This is a genomic window from Nonomuraea sp. NPDC049400 (assembly GCF_044466425.1).
Classification (GTDB): domain Bacteria; phylum Actinomycetota; class Actinomycetes; order Streptosporangiales; family Streptosporangiaceae; genus Nonomuraea.
Genome location: NZ_JBITMP010000004.1, coordinates 222,647 through 237,093 on the forward strand (window position 1 = coordinate 222,647; position 14,447 = coordinate 237,093).

The window sequence follows — 14,447 nt, forward strand, 5'->3', positions numbered from 1 at the left end:
GTCAGGTCGGCTGTGGTTCGAGGTCCCTGTTGACGCGCCGCCATTTCTGCAGGGCCTCGGTGCACGGATGCGTTTCACCCAGCTTGACGGTCACCGCGGCGAGGGTCCTTCTGCGTAGCTCGTCCGCCTCCTTGTCCCTGCCGAGCGAACGCAGGGTGATCGACAGGTTGGCCTGGCAGGCCAGCACATCGGGATGATCATTGCCCAGCGTGGCGATGAGACCGACCAGCGTGCGCTGCTCCATGCGCTCGGCCGTATCCAGCTCTCCCTGGTCCGCGGCGCAGTTCGCCACGTTGATCGAGCAGGTCAGCGTGAACGGGTGCGTGTCACCGAGGTGGCGGCGCAGCGCGGCGAGACTGCGCTCCCCCATGCCACGGGCCTCGTCGAGGGCTCCCAGTCCGCGCAGGTACGAGCAGAGGTTGTTGGCCGCGGCGGACGTGTACGGGTGCTCAGGACCGAGCAGCTCGCTGTAGTCCTTCATCACGTTGCGCGCCATGTCCCTGGCCGCCGCCTTGTCACCCGCGGAGGACATGCAGCAGGCGAGCTCCAGCGCGGCGGCCTTGGCCTCGGGATCGGACGGATAGAGCCGGATGTAACGGCTGTAAACGTCCCGGGCGTGCTCGGCCGCCTCCTTGCGCTGCCCGGCCCTGCGCAGCGACACGGCGAGGCTCTTCGTGGCGCGCAGCGCGATGGGATAGTCGTCGAAATTCAGGTCCGCGTAATGCTGGAGCGTCTGCCGCAGCAGAGCGATCGAGGCCTCGAAATCTCCCGCCTCGCGCATGTCCCTGGCGAAGTTCTGGGCCGAGTTGAGCGTGTTGGGGTTCATCGGCCCCAGTGCCTGGAGCATGCGCTGGTAGATGTCGCCGTCGAGTTCTTTCGCATTGCGCCAGTCGCCGACGAGACGGTAGGAGACGGCCAGGTTGTTCGCCGACCGCAGCGCCCTCGGGTGGTCCTCGCCGTACACCTCCTTCCAGCGTTCATAGACGTCCCTGTCCTGTGCCAGCGCCTCGCGGAACTGCCCGAGCGCCCGCAGGTCCGCGGCGACCCCGCTGGCGGTCAGCAGCGTGTGCGGGTGGTCCTCGCCGAACAGCTCGCGCTGGTGGCCCCAGACCCACTGCTCCAGCTCGTACGCCTCCTGCAACATGCCGAGCGAGCGTTGCACGTTGGCGATATTGGTCAGCAGGTGCAGCCGTTGCTGTTCCAGCTGGCCGAACTTCTGCTCCCAGTAGCTGGACAGGCGCTCGCCGAGTTGCAGGGCGTTGTCGTAGTCGCCGCGCTTCCACCAGTACCGCACGCGCTCGGTCAGGAGCTGCTTGGTTTCCTCTTCCACACACGTCTCCGCGTTGGACGGGAGCAGGTGTGGCCAGATGAGGTCGTACTTCTCCCAGTTCTCCGGGTCGTCCACCTCTCCCTGGCGGGGCCGGGCTTCCACCAGGATGCGGTGCACCACGTGGGAGACCTTGTCTCTCTCCTCCTGCGTCATCTGGTCGCGGATCACGGCTTGGACGAGACGGTGGACCTGCAGCGTGTTGCTGCCCTGATCGGTTTTGGCCAGGGCGAACCTGCTGATCTCCCTGATGACCCGGCCGAGCACAAGCTTCTCCCCCTGGAGCGACTTGTCGAACGGCACGAGCACTTTCATCGTCTCTTTGCTGTAGAGCAGCGACAGCGAGATGGGGTCGGGCGAGAAGAAGGCGCACAGCTGCAGCAGCCGCTCGGCGGCGGGTGAACGCTCCTTGAGCTGGCTCAACGAGACGTTCCACGTGGCCGCCACCGGGCTGGGATAGTCGGCGGCCTGGTTCGCCGACAGCACGACGGCCGCCTGGCTCTGCAGCAGCTCGACGTAGTCGGAGGCCGGCTGGCCGGTCTCTCTCAGCCACGCCGCGGCCTGCGCGATGGCGAGCGGCAGGTAGCCCAGCGCCTCCGCCACCCGCAGGGCGTCGTCGGGGTTGAGGCCGGGCACCGTCCGCATCAGGTGCTCCAGGCCCTCCTCCCGGCTGAACACGTCGACTTCGAGCGGCTTGGCGATGCTGACCCAGGTCGGATTGCGCGAGGTGACGATGATGTGCCCGGGGCCTCCGGGCATGTACCTCCGCAGGTCCTCCGGCTCACCGGCATTGTCGAAGATCAGCAGCCAGCGCTTGTAGGGCTCACCTCGGCGCAGCGTCTCGCGAACCGCTTCGGCCGCCTCCACGATGCTGTCGCCGACGGGCAGGTGGAGCCGCCGGGCGAGTTCGGCCAGGGCAGGATTGATCAGATCCGGCTGTTCCGCCGCGATCCACCACACCACGTCGTAGTCGGCCTGGAAGCGGTAGGCGTACTCCAGCGCCACCTGTGTCTTGCCGACGCCGCCGAGCCCGTACAGCGCCTGCGGGAGCACCACCGCCTGGTTGCCGCCGACGAGCTGGTCGCGCAGGGTTTCCAGCGCCTTGTCCCGCCCCGTGAACGCGGCGTTCCGCGGTGGGACGTTCCAGATGGCCGGCACCGTGCCGGGGAAGCGGGCGCTCAGCACCGCCGGGTCGTTGACGACGGCGGCGGGCTTGCCGACCGCGCGCAGGATCGCCTCGGCGGCCTGCGAGGAAGAGAGCCTGAAGAGATCGACGGTCGGCTGCTCCGAGAAGGGCGGGCCGAGCCGCAGGTCACCTGAGATCCGCAGCATCGTCAGCCGGGGCGCCAGGTTCAACCCGTCCTCGGTGGCCGTCGCCCAGGCCGCGGCCTGGAAATCCTGCAGGTAGGCCGCGGACACCACGGCCACGACGCCGTCCGCGGCCGTTGCGCCGTTGCCGTCCCCGACCGCCGACAACGCCTGCGGGACGACCCGGAAGTTGGCCTGGCGGAGCACGATCGCGATCCAGTCGGCCCACATGCGGTCTTCCGGCGCGTAGCTGAGCAGGATCTCCTCGTGCAGAGCGGGCTCTCTTCGCGTGAACGACTCCAGCCAGCGCAGCCGTACCGGCTCCTCCATCGGCACGAGCCCGGTGACCTGGCCTTGCGTGATCATCTCCGTCAGCCGCTCGAAGGACGCGAGCAGCGATCCGGGTGACTGCGGGGCGTCGCCGAAGACGGCCAGGGTCTCCTCGAAGGCGTAGAAGCGCTTGTACGGCACCTCCACCGCTCCCCAGTAGCGCTCCCGGTCCTCGGCGGACATGTCCGTGAGGAAGCGTTCGAACCGGGAACGCGCGTACGCCCGGCCGGCATCCGCCTTCTTCTTCTCGCCGTCGTCCACCCGCATCGGGACGGGCAGGATCCTGCGGTGGCGGTCATGACGCCCGCTGATGGCCCCCGCGACCCTTGCCGCACCGTCGATGCCCTGATCGCTCATGGTGAAGCAGTCGACGACGATGTCCGGCATGTCGATCGTGCAGATGTCGGCGATGTCGCTCAAACCCGTTCTGCTGTCGATCAGGCAGTAGTCGTAGTTGCGCTTGATGTCGGCCCGCAGGGCCTCCAGGAAGCTGCCGCCGGCCAGCCTCTCGTAGAAGGTGTCCCAGTCGAAGGCGGACACCAGCGAGGAGTAGTCGCGGTTCTGCTGGCCGGCGGAGAGGAAGTCCAGGGTGCCCTGCTTCGGGAACCGCCACTCCAGCGACACCGCGTGCGGCACCACCTTGGCGTACTCCAGATGCCAGTCGGTGTCGTGCTCGCGCGGGCTCGCGGCCTCCCACCGGTACTCGTTGACGATGTCGATCACGCCGGTGGTCGCGCTCATCACGCTGTCGTCGAGGAACGGGCGGAAGAAGCGATGCAGCCCGGGCGACTCCAGATCCCAGTCCATGGCCAGCACGCGCAGGCCGTTGCTGGCCAGCAGCCAGGCGACGTTGGCCACCGCCATCGTCCGCCCGGTCCCGCCCTTGTAGGAGTAGAACGTGACGATCCGGCCTTCACTTTCGTCCTTGGACATCGCCGTCTCCTGGCTCTATAAGTCTCGATCTCTTGCCCGAAGGCGGCGAGTTCACCTGGGCCGTCTGCAGGTAGCGCTCGGAGGCGCGCGCCAGCATCTTGGGCATCTTCTGCCGCAGGTCGTCGAGGGACTGCACGTCATGGGCGGCGGGCTCGCCGCAGTCGCCCGGGATGACCATGCCGGGCGAACGGCGCAGCTGGGGCTCGGCCCTGCTCGTCTGCACGTCCGCGTCGTTCCACGGCACCTTGACGGGGTACCAGTGCCTGCCCGAGCTGCCGAACTTGCTGAGCGTGTCCCGCATGTCAGGGACCTGTGTGGCCCACGGATCCACCAGCACCATTCCGGGAGCGTCAGGCACGTGTCGCTCGCCGTCGGACATGTCGAGCGGGGCCACCTCGGTGTCGATCCCGCGCAGTCGCGCGAAATCGGCCAGCTCGGATACGAGCGGCCGGTGGTTCCCTCGTGACGGTACGGGCTCCATTCGTGCGGCATTTGACCGTAGTAGTACGGGGTACGGCCCTCGGGAAGGTGATCTATATCGGGCGCCACCACCGTCACCTTGATGGTGCGCGGAAGCTTGTAGCCGACGAAGGCATTGGGAAGTGCCGTGTAGTCGGGAACGTCCCTCGCCTCCAGCAACGGGGACGACTCGGCGACTTCTTTGATGCGCCTCGCGAGCTGGAGTATGACTCGCTCGCGTGCATTCGGGCATGCTCGACGATTCGATGGCCGTCCACACGATGGGGATGATCACGGGTGGCGGTTCGGAGGTGTGGGCGGCCTGCTCGCCCAGGCGCAGCCTGCGGTCCATGAAGCCCGCGTGCGAGGCCTTCTCCAACCCGGTGATCTGGAGAAGATCAGTGCATAACTCGAGAAACAACCGGTGCACCCATCTGTCCGGGTCACCGCCACCCATGTTGCCGTCGTCGGGCTCATGCGCATAACTAAGGAAAAAATACGGTACTTGCCCGATCCCCCCGGAAGGCGACATTCTTGACATCAACCTCCCTCACTGCGGAACGATTCACTATACACTCGGGCAGCTTCGGAGAAAGCTCCTATCTCGCGCTATTCATCTGACCGGCCTGCCGCGTGGAGGACGTAATCCGGGCTGTCTACCGAATGGGACATCAAGCACGTGCCCTCACCAGGCACGCCCAGCTGTCACACATTCGGGCTTTTCAAAATCGTGCGCAGTCACGGCACATATCGCCGCATGGAGAATAGGCCGCGAGCCTTTAGCCGGTTACGACCACGGGGCTTCCTCGCCCGCCTGCCACGCCGCCACCGTCTCTCGCATCCGGGCGACGAACCTCTCACCCAGCGGAGTCAGCGCCTGGCTGCCCGCCAGCGTGCCGGTGGCCGCCAGGGTGTGCCCACACCAGCGGGCGAACTCTTCCTCCGCCTTGACCTGCGCCGCACCTCGTACGACGTTTCGCCGCGTCCGCCAGAAATCGGTCACCCCGATGTGTGCGTACGTCCCCTGGAGCAGCCCCTCCAGCGGCCTGGGATCCTCCCGCCAGGGTGCGTGGTAGAGCCGGGTGTCGCTCTTGTCGAACAGGTCGAACAGGTCGAGCACGGCGCCCAGCTTGACGTGCTGGAACTCGTGAATGAGCAGCAGGGCGAGCGTCGCGGGATCGGCGGGCAGCGCCGCCGCGACGGCGCCGAAGGCGTGGCGGGCGGTGGAGCTCACGTCGCGCCCGGTGGGCGCGGGGGCCAGCGGCGTCAGCGTGGTGAGCCCGCCGCGCAGGCCCTGGGCGTATTGCGGGTATTCCTTCTCGATGAGGAACCACGCCGCCTCGAACGAGTGCCGCCAGGCGCTCAGGGCGCTCGCGTCCAGCCGGTCCGCCGCCGGCCACTGGTGGCAGTCACGATGGGGATCGGCGTCCTCCAGCACGAGCGAGAAGTCGCCACAGCTCACCGTACGAACCGGCCGCCACTCGTGCTTCGCGGTTCCGTCCGTCCCGATTTCGCCGGCCTGCGCGACGAGCGTCACCGTGTCCCCGTCGACGCCGTGCAGCGTGCCCACGGTCGGCAGGTGGACGGCGCCGTGGCCGGCGGCCACCCGCAGAGTCACGTCCTGGCCCGCGCGGATCATCGCCGCCGCGGCGACGTTCGCGAGGTACGTGGCCTCGCCCTCACCCTGCAGGCGCTCCACGGCCCACACCCGGACATACGGATGCGCCAGCACGGCTTCCAGCGCTTCGCGGTGGTGCCGGTCGAGCCTGGTGAACAGCTCCCACACCTCATCGGCGGCACGCGGACGCAGCGCGGCGATCAGCGCTCGCCGCAGGCTGAGCTGCGCGTCCGCCAGCCGCTCCATGTCGGCCGCGCTGCCGGAGCCGGTCGCGAGCGAGTCCAGGCCGGCGTAGGGGATCTTGTGCGCGGGCATCTCGGTCTCGTCCCGGATGTGAGAGATCAGCTTGACGAGGTCCGCGCAGTAGACACTGGGGTTGTCGAACGATCCCGCGCGGAACCTGTGCGTGTAGAGCCCGCCCCCGCAACTCGTGACGATGGGGCATTCCCGGCAGGTGGCCGACAGGTTCTCCAGCCCGCCCTGCCTGGCGAGGACGCCGGGATGCGTGGCGACCTCGTCCAGCGCGTGCTGGAAGACGTCGTGGCCGGTCGCCGGAGCGCCGTCATATGCGACCTTCAGCGAGTCGACGAGCTCGTACGAGCCGTCGGTGTCGATGACGATCATGGTGCTCGGCTCGAGCCCGACGGCCTCGGACAGACTCGCATCGCCTCTGGTCGTCCGGATGATCGACTCGAACAGGCGCACGGACATCGGCCGGCCGTCCGCGTTCCAGCGCTCGAAGACGGCGATCAACCAGTCGGCGTACGCGGTCGGGGACGGCCGCTCAGGGGGGTTGTCCCAGGTGGCGTAGGGCAGCAGGAAGTCGATCCTGGGCGGCTGGAGCTCCCGCAGCGCCTCGTACACAGTGATCGGCTCGTTGGCCACGTCGATCGTGCACAGGAGGCCCGCATAGATCTCCGGCCGCTTCCTGAGCAGCTCCACGGCTCGGAGGACCTGGTCGTAACTGCTCCTGCCCGACGCGTAGAGGCGATGGCGGTCATTGGCCGCCTTGTCGCCGTCCAGCGAGACACCGACCTGGATGCCGTGCTCGGCGAACAGATCGCAGTGGCGCTCGTCGAGCAGGATCCCGTTGGTCTGGATGTGGAGGTCGACCTGACAGGCTCCGTCGAGCGCACCACGCAGCACCCGAGCGATCTCGTCCAGGCGCTCGTGTCCGGCGAGCAACGGCTCACCGCCGTGCAGCACGACATCGATCTTGTCCACATCGTGCCGCCGCACGTGCTCGGCTATCCGCGCGGCGACGCGGCCAACAGTGTGTGCGGATATGACTTTGGGACGGCTACGCCAGCTCTGATCGGCATGCTCATATACGTAACAGTGGTTACAGGCGAGATCGCATCTACTGTGTACTTTAAGAACGAACTGCCGGAAAGGAGTAACCACTCCACTCAGCCATCCCTGGCTAGAAGCTAGACGAAGTTCGAGAAGGCCGCGACCGGCACCGGAGGCGTTGCGGAACGGTCTGGCAGCACGCGGCGCAGATTGTCTTCGAGCATCCGCTCCCCCGGGGCCCCGATATCGCCGAAGGGAACATCGCGCAGGTCCTTGACCTCGGAGACCAGCTCCCCGTCCTCAACCGTGATCATTTTCATCCGATCCTGTACGCGCTTCGGGTGCCGACGGGATAAGTGTCATGCCCGCTCGAAGATACTCCCACACGACACGACGTACGGGATCGGGACCGCGAAAACTTTTTGGCCACGCTGTCATCTAGCTCCCACAACAGACCGAAGGAATCTTCCTGACTTATACCTGATCGTGCTGCTAAATCCTGATTTGTTCGTTATTCAGAAGGGGGTTGATCGGCTGATTCCTGTCCTTTGCCGTACATCGTCTCGTGCTGGATACGAGGCGAGCACACCGACGCCGAGGGGCACGCGCAGCGCCTTCCGCCGTCGTCCAGGCGCACCGTCACCGTGTCGGAGGGCACGTTGTGCCCGACCACGGTTCCGTCGCCCTGCGGGGTGCTCACGCGGCTTCCGTTGCGGGGCATCCGGTAACGCGTCTCGACGTACAACGGGTGCTCGTACTTGAGGCAGCACATGAGCCGCCCGCACGCCCCCGCGATCCGCAGCGGATTGACGGGAAGGTCCTGGTCCTTGGCCATCCGCACCGAAACCGGCTCGAAGTCCTTCAGGAACGTGGCGCAGCACAGGTCGCGACCGCAGGGTCCGATGCCGCCCTGCAGCCGCGCCTCGTCCCTCGGCCCGATCTGCCGCAGCTCGACCCTGGCCCGGAGGTTGCGGGCGAGATCGCGCACCAGGGCACGGAAGTCGACCCGGTGCGGGGCCGAGAAGTAGACGGTGTAGACGTTGTCCTCGTCGAGGTAGTCGATCCCGACGACCTTCATCGGCAGCGTGTGCCGTTTGATCAGCCGCTTGGACACGCTGCGCGCCTCGGCCCTGCGCCGCTTGTTGGCCTCGTCGCGGGCGAGATGCTCCTCGCCCGCGAGGCCCGCGCACACCGGTAGCCCGTCAATGTCCTCGCTCGAGTACTGCGGCGCCCACACGCACTCCGCCACCTCGGGACCCGAGTCGGTCGGGACGAGCACCTTGTCGCCCACCTTCGGGCTGTGCTCGCCGGGGTCGAGGTAGTAGAGCCTCCCGTAGCGGGTGAAGCTCACAGCCATGATCATTCCCATGGGCTCGAGCTCGCCTCCTGACGGCCTAGGGGGTTGTACGGCCTTCCCTGCCACATTACGTGTGCCGCGCGCGGAGAGTGAGGGCGGAGCGGGATCACTTGCCTGTCGGGCACACCTTGTCGTCCGGCAGTAACAACTCATAGGCGGTTTGCAACTCGCTCAAATCTGCGTAACACGGGGCGTAGATGACCTGACTCACCCCGGGCTGCCGCCTCATTTGGCGGACCACCGGGACCCACTCCGCCTCGGGCTTCATCATCACTCTGAACGATTCCGGCAGGTCCGTCACCTTGACGAGCTCCTTTCTGCCCCGGTACGTGCGCATGAAGTTCTCGTACGCCGCCGCCTGGTCCTCGAAGACGACCTCTTGTACTCCAGGCATGGCCTTGATCGTCTTCTCGATGGCCCGCGTCTGGGCGGCCGTCGCCGCCTTTCCGTCCTTGGTGACCTTGAAGCCGTCCTTCCCCCGGGACTCGCGCTCGGCACCACACGCCGGCATGGCGGATCCCTTGCCGCAGAGGAACACGCTGATCAGCGGCTTCCGTTGCTCGGCCGAGGGAAGAGCCTGCGGCCTGACGCTCCGCACGCCGGACATTCCCCGAAGCGCCTTCTCCACCTCCTTCGGGTCGGCCCCCTTCTTGAACTTCAACCTGAACGACGCCGGCAGGTCGGCGGGCTTGACCGCGTCCAGCACCGCCTTGTTGTGCGCGAAAGCGGCTCGGAAATTCGTGTAGGCGGCGGTCTGGTCTGTGTAGAGCACCTCTTTGAGCTGCGGCAACTCCTTCAGCGTCCGCTCGATCGCCTCCCTCTCCGCACGGCTGGCGTCGCGCCCCTGGCACGACGAATTCTTCGGCGCCGACTTCGTACACAGGAAGACGGCTACCTCCGTGCTCTCGGCGGGCGCGGGGTCGGCCGCCACCGCACGATCCTCGGCGCCCGGGCCACTCAGCCACACGGCGGTCGCCGCCCCCGCGAGCACCACGACCGCCGCCGCCGCCGTCACGAGCCGGAAGTCCACCCGGAACCGCGTCCGCTGCGGCTCCCGCAACGGCCTGAGCGCGCCGGCGTCGACCGTCGCCCCCACTTCGACGAGGGCCTCGCGCAGTCTGTCTTCCACACGGCTGGTCATGAATCCTCCCCAAGCACCCGGGCGAGGGCCGCCAGCCCTCGTGCGACCGTGGACCTGACCGTGCTGGCGCCGATCCCCATGGTGTCGGCGATCTCCTGGTCGGACAGGTCGAAGTAGTAGCGCAGCGTCAGCGCCTCGCGCTGCCTGCGCGGCAGTTCGCGCAGGGCCAGCAGCACCTCGCGGTGCTCCTCGCCCATGAGCGCGGCGCTCTCCGCCGACCAGACGGGCGGCTCGTACGGCACCGCGCGCCGGAACACCGTAGCCCGCCTGCGCAGCACGGACCGGCACCCGTTGAGCACCGCGGAACGCACGTAGGCCAGCGCCTTGTCGGCATCGCGTAACCGGCCGCGGCCCGCGTGAGTGCGCGCGAACGCCTCCTGCACGACGTCTTCCGCGCTCGCCTGATCGCCGACCATGATCAGGGCCAGCCGGACGAGACCCACGTGGTGCTCGGCGAAGATCGACGCCACGTCGACCCGCTGCCGCGCCAGGGCCTCTTGTTGGGTGAGTAGTTCGACTTCCACGTATCAGAGACGCCTCACAGCCTCATCTGCTGCTCGCGTCACGGGTCCGTTTCGGAGGAGCGTGGATCAGGAACGCAGCGCCAGCATCATCGCCTCGACGGCCATCTGCGGATTGACGTTCGCCGCCAGCCGTTCCCGGCACTGCATGATCGCGTCGACCCGCCGCAAGGTCTCCTCCGGCGTGGATGCCTTGGCCAGCTGGTCGAGATCGAAGCGGAGGTCGTCATTGGCCAGCTCGACGCCGGCCCCGAACTGCATGGCCAGCACGTCCCGATAGAACGACACCAGCTCCAGCAGCGCCGAGTCCAGCGAATCGCGCTTGATCCGGGTGGCCCGCGACTTCTGCCGGTCCTCCAGCTCCTTCAACGCCCCGGCCCCGCCGCGTACCAGCCCCCGGTTGAGCCCCTTCCCTGTGGACCCCTCACCGTAGAGCTTGCGCAGCTCGGCGGTCTCGCTCTCGTTGAGCATGGCCGTGGCCGCGGCGGCCTCCTCCTCCGCCGTCTTCACCAGCCGCTCGGCCGCAGAAACGCACTCCCCCACGCCGGTCAGCGAGCGTGGAATGCTCAGCACCGCCTCACGACGCCGCCTGACGCCCTCGTCGAGCGCCAGCGCCCGCGCCCTGCTGACGTGCCCCTGGGCGGCCCTGGCGGCGAACCTGGCCACCTCCGGCGGCACGCTGTCGCGCGTGGCCAGCACGTGGGCGACGGCCTCCGTGGCGGGGGTGGTCAGGTTGACCACCCGGCAGCGCGATCTGATGGTGATCATCAAGTCGTCCGGCGCCGGCGCGCACAGCAGCCACACCGTACGGGGCGGCGGCTCCTCGATGGCCTTGAGCAGGGCGTTCGCGGCGGACTCCGTGGCCCGGTCGGCGTCCTCGAACAGGATGACGCGCCACCGCCCCTGCGTCGGCGCCCCGGCCGCCCGCAGGATGAGCTCGCGGGTCTGCTTGACGCTGTAGGACAGACCCTGGGGGCGTACGGACTCCAGGTCGGGATGCGAGCCGATGAACACCTGGTGGCACTGGTCGCAGTGGCCGCAACCCCCGTCGGGGCACAACAGCGCCGCGGCGAAGGCGCGGGCGGCGTCCTCCCTGCCCGAGCCCGGCGGCCCGGTGAACAGCCACGCGTGCGTCATGCCCGCGCCGCGCCCGCCCTCGACGACCTCTCCGGCCGCCGCCGCGGCCCGCGACAACACGGCCACCGCCTGGTCCTGCCCGATGAGGTCATCGAAAACTGCCACGACGTAAGGCTAGCCGCACATCCCCTTACGCCCGTACCGACCGCCGACAACGCCCCCGCCGATCACGAGCGCCGCCCCGCCCCCCGGCTACGGCGCCACCGTTTCCCGCGCCCTCCTCCCAAAGGACCATCGCCGAAGCGCGGCCGTGGGCAGATCAGTCGCGCCGGCGTGTGGAGAACATGGTGTCGGTGATGGCGGGCATCGTGCCCGTGGCGTCCTCCGACTCCTGCGGCACCGGATCCGGCAGGATCTCGCGGATCCGGTCCTGGATCTGGCGGGTGATCAGCTCGGCTGCCAGCGTGCCGTCCACCACGAGGTAACGCTCGGGCGCCGCCGCGGCCAGCGCGCGGAACTCCTTGCGCACCCGCTCGTGGAACTCCAGCGGCTCCGCCTCGATCCGGTCGGCGGCCCCGCCCAGCCGGGTCAGCCCCACCTTGGGAGGCGTGTCGATGAGCACGGTCAGATGCGGCACCAGCCCGCCCGTGGCCCAAGCGTTGATCTTGGACACGTCCTTGGGGTCGAGCGCCCGCCCCGCCCCCTGGTAGGCCAGCGAAGAGTCGACGTAGCGATCGGTGATCACCAGCGCGCCCCGGTAGAGGGCGGGCCGGATCACCTTCTCCACGTGCTCGGCCCGGTCGGCGGCGTAGAGCAGCGCCTCGGACCGCGCCGACAGCCCGCGCTCGGCCGCGTCGAGCAGGATCGCCCGCAGTCGCATGCCCACCTTGGTCGAGCCCGGCTCGCGCGTCTGCACCACGTCGTAACCCTGGTCGCGCAGCCAGATGGCGATCAGCCGCGACTGGGTCGTCTTGCCCGACCCCTCACCGCCCTCGAACGCCACGAACAGCCCGGGCACGTGCTCGGCCGCCTCCGCCGGGAACCGTTCGCCCCGCACCGTCGCGATCAGGTCGGCCGACAGGGGAACGCCCTTCCTGTCGTCCATGTGCCGCAGCGCCAGGATGCCCACGACCATCGCGAGCACCCCGCCGATCACCAGCACCAGGTTGGAGCCGTCGAACCGGTAGGCGACCTCGCCCACCCGCAGCACGTGCACGCCGAAGATCGCCGCCAGCGGGTTGGCCACGGCGACCACCAGCAGCAACGTCACCCGCGCCGTGGACTGCAGGAACGAGAACGTACGGCCGCGCAGCCCGTCTTCGACCTCGAGCCCGATCAACGTGTAGCCGATGATCCAGGCGATGCCCGCGCACGCCCCCAGCAGCACGGTCAGCATGACCACGATCACCAGGTTGTGCACCAGCGCGGTGGCCACGAGCACCAGGCCGGCGACCGTGATGACCAGGCCGAACAGCCGCCGCCTCGACAGCTCGCGGAGCAGCCTGAGCCCGAAGAACATGCCCAGCGCCATGCCGGAGAACACCGCGCCGAACACCACGCCGTAGGCCGCGTCACCGCCGCCGAGCGCGCCCACGTAGATCTTCGCGACCCCGACCACGGCACCGCCCGCCGCGAACGCCCCCAGCATGCCGATGATCAGCCCGCGCACCAGCCGGTTGCCGCCGACGTAGCGCCAGCCCTCGACGATCTGCTTGAGCACGGAAGGCGTCGAGATCGCGCCGTCGCGCTTGGGGATGTCACGCAGCGTGAAGATCAGGAAGGCCGAGACGAGGTAGGCGCAGGCGTTGACGATCAGAGCCAGCCCCGTGGCGTCCGTGCCGGACGCGAAGGGCATCAGGCTCTCGAACGTGTCGCCCAGCACGGACAGCGCGGCGAACAGCATGGCCGCGACCGGCGCGGTGCCGTACGTGACCAGCAGGTTGAGCCGGTTGGCCGACTCGAGCTGCTCCTTGGGCACCAGGTTGGGGACGGTGGCTTCCTTGGCCGGGACCCAGAACAGGTTGATGCACTCGACCAGGATGGTCGCGATGATCACCCATTGGTAGCCGATCACCCACTCGAAGCTGTAGATCAACGGGATCGACAGCACCACGGCGAACCTGGCCAGATCGGCCACGAACATCGTCAGCCGCCGGTCGAACCGGTCGGCGAACACGCCCGCGAGCGGCCCGAGCAGCACAGCCGGCAACATCTTGGCGATGAACACACCGCCGACGGCGAGCGACTGCACCCGGTAGTCGCCCTGCGTGATGTTGGCGGCCAGGGCGGTCAGGGCCAGGAGGTTGAGCCAGTCGCCCAGACTGCACACCGACATGGCCATCCACAGCCGTCGAAACGGCGCATTGGCCAGCACATGGGTCGGGCGGCGTCGGCCAAGGGCAGTCATGAGTTCAGCGTATCCAGGGAGAGGGCGGACAACAGACGAGCCGGATATTCCGGGCCGAGGGTATTACGTCCGCGGGCTCGCGCGCAGGCTACCCGCCTCGAATAGGTCACCAAAAAGGTCATCAATTGATAACTCCGGCCTCATGTCTGGCCTCTTCCACCAATGGCTCCCACTCGGCGCGGATGACCGCGGGCAGCGCCAGCTCGTCCCACAGCTCGACGAGCAGCACCCCGTCCACGTGGTCGAGCAGCTCCTGGGGCCCGCCCTCGCACAGCAGCAGGGTGTAGGCGGCCCGGCGCGCGTCCCGGTCGGCCAGGTCGTAGACCCGTTCCCGGAGCCGCACGACGCCCAGCGCCGCCCCGACCGGCAGCCGCCGCAACCGGCTCGGCACGTAGAACGTCCGACCCTCGCTCACGCGAGCCGCGAACTCGATCTTCGCCTCCAGCGCCAGCCGGAACCCCGCCGCGTCGAGAATGCGCCCCGCGGTCTCGAGCGTCGGCGACTTCCTGCCGTGCTCGTAAGCCGACAGTGTGGTCCTCGACGTGCCGCTCACGCTTGCCAGGAGCCGCTGGTTCATGCTCGCCGCATGCCTGGCCTGCCTGAACAGCAGCCCGCCACGCTTGGCCCAGAAGGCGGCGTGCGCCGCCTCCATCGGCGAAGAGACCATGCCCACCTC

Annotated in this window: 10 protein-coding genes; all 10 read right to left on the reverse strand. The window is 68.3% G+C overall.

The window, feature by feature from the left end; translation table 11 throughout:
- Position 1 precedes the first annotated feature (1 nt).
- The 10 genes from fxsT to ACIBVN_RS07085 all read right to left on the reverse strand — a co-directional run bounded on the left by fxsT (position 2) and on the right by ACIBVN_RS07085 (position 14,438).
- The gene (fxsT, locus tag ACIBVN_RS07040) at positions 2 to 3,898 is read right to left on the reverse strand and encodes an FxSxx-COOH system tetratricopeptide repeat protein (RefSeq protein WP_397133550.1); all 3,897 of its coding nucleotides are present in this window, start codon (positions 3,896 to 3,898) and stop codon (positions 2 to 4) included.
- Positions 3,879 to 4,379: an FxsC protein gene (fsxC, locus tag ACIBVN_RS07045; RefSeq protein WP_397133552.1), complete on the reverse strand. Its 501-nt coding sequence runs from the start codon at positions 4,377 to 4,379 to the stop codon at positions 3,879 to 3,881. The genes fxsT and fsxC overlap by 20 nt, the downstream gene beginning before the upstream one ends.
- Before the next feature lie 765 nt (positions 4,380 to 5,144).
- Positions 5,145 to 7,379 carry an FxsB family cyclophane-forming radical SAM/SPASM peptide maturase gene (locus tag ACIBVN_RS07050; RefSeq protein WP_397133554.1) on the reverse strand — a complete coding sequence of 745 codons (2,235 nt, stop codon included), beginning with the start codon at positions 7,377 to 7,379 and terminating at the stop codon, positions 5,145 to 5,147.
- A 26-nt stretch (positions 7,380 to 7,405) separates the two neighbouring features.
- Positions 7,406 to 7,582 (reverse strand): hypothetical protein, encoded by a 177-nt coding sequence (locus ACIBVN_RS07055; RefSeq protein ID WP_397133556.1) that lies wholly within the window; start codon positions 7,580 to 7,582, stop codon positions 7,406 to 7,408.
- A gap of 197 nt (positions 7,583 to 7,779) precedes the next feature.
- Positions 7,780 to 8,625, reverse strand: a complete 846-nt coding sequence (locus ACIBVN_RS07060; protein WP_397133558.1) for a stage 0 sporulation family protein — start codon at positions 8,623 to 8,625, stop codon at positions 7,780 to 7,782.
- Between the two features lie 106 nt (positions 8,626 to 8,731).
- Positions 8,732 to 9,766 carry a permease-like cell division protein FtsX gene (locus tag ACIBVN_RS07065; RefSeq protein ID WP_397133560.1) on the reverse strand — a complete coding sequence of 345 codons (1,035 nt, stop codon included), beginning with the start codon at positions 9,764 to 9,766 and terminating at the stop codon, positions 8,732 to 8,734.
- Entirely contained in the window at positions 9,763 to 10,290 is a 528-nt protein-coding gene (locus ACIBVN_RS07070) for a SigE family RNA polymerase sigma factor (protein ID WP_397133561.1), read from the reverse strand. Before ACIBVN_RS07070 ends, ACIBVN_RS07065 begins: the two co-directional genes overlap by 4 nt.
- A 66-nt stretch (positions 10,291 to 10,356) precedes the next feature.
- A complete protein-coding gene (locus ACIBVN_RS07075; protein WP_397133563.1) occupies positions 10,357 to 11,529 on the reverse strand; it encodes a DNA polymerase III subunit delta' in 1,173 nt (390 codons plus the stop codon).
- Between the two features lie 154 nt (positions 11,530 to 11,683).
- Positions 11,684 to 13,771 carry a dTMP kinase gene (gene tmk / locus ACIBVN_RS07080; RefSeq protein WP_397133565.1) on the reverse strand — a complete coding sequence of 696 codons (2,088 nt, stop codon included), beginning with the start codon at positions 13,769 to 13,771 and terminating at the stop codon, positions 11,684 to 11,686.
- 121 nt (positions 13,772 to 13,892) lie between these two features.
- Positions 13,893 to 14,438, reverse strand: a complete 546-nt coding sequence (locus tag ACIBVN_RS07085) for a helix-turn-helix transcriptional regulator (protein WP_397133567.1) — start codon at positions 14,436 to 14,438, stop codon at positions 13,893 to 13,895.
- Positions 14,439 to 14,447: the final 9 nt, after the last annotated feature.